Raw genomic sequence first — 850 nt, forward strand, 5'->3', positions numbered from 1 at the left:
CTTACTAATCATCTATAGGTAAAATAATTGGCGGTTTGAACGATTGAGTTGAGCGTTAGTGACTGCTATTAATAAGGAGTTACCTTATGAGTAATAAAATGAAAGCGGCTGTTCTACATGAGTTCAATCAACCTCTGCAGATTGAAGAAGTTGACATCCCGACCCCAGGCGCCGGTCAGATTGTGGTAAAAATGCAAGCATCGGGTGTTTGTCATACTGATTTGCATGCGGTTGAAGGAGATTGGCCAGTCAAACCAAGCCCACCATTTATCCCCGGACACGAAGGCGTCGGCCTCATTACCGCTGTTGGCGAAAACGTACATCATGTCAAAGAAGGCGACCGAGTTGGTGTCCCTTGGCTCTACTCTGCCTGTGGTCACTGCACCCACTGCTTAGGCGGTTGGGAGACTCTATGTCTAAAACAAAAAAACTCTGGCTATTCAGTAAATGGTAGCTTTGCAGAATACGTATTAGCAGATGCTGACTATGTGGGCATCATCCCTGAGAGTGTTGACTCTGTTGAGATTGCACCAGTCCTATGTGCAGGTGTTACGGTGTATAAAGGTCTAAAAATGACCGACACCAAGCCGGGTGATTGGGTCGTTATTTCAGGTATCGGTGGACTTGGTCACATGGCGGTACAGTACGCTACTGCTATGGGACTCAACGTTGCCGCTGTCGATATTGACGATGAGAAGCTTGAATTTGCCAAAAAACTAGGCGCAACAGTTACCGTTAATGCCAAGAATACCGATCCTGGTGAGTATCTACAAAAAGAGATCGGCGGTGCTCATGGGGTGCTTGTAACTGCCGTATCCTCTAAGGCCTTTGATCAAGCTTTAACGATGTT

1 protein-coding gene is annotated in these 850 nt (G+C 46.5%); it reads left to right on the plus strand.

The window, feature by feature from the left end; all coding sequences use genetic code 11:
* Positions 1–86: 86 nt before the first annotated feature.
* Positions 87–850, plus strand: a 764-nt coding sequence (locus tag ACS8FD_RS18565; RefSeq protein ID WP_439276928.1) for a zinc-dependent alcohol dehydrogenase, incomplete at its 3' end; no start/stop codon positions are given.

This window comes from Psychrobacter sp. 1U2, from assembly GCF_051847575.1.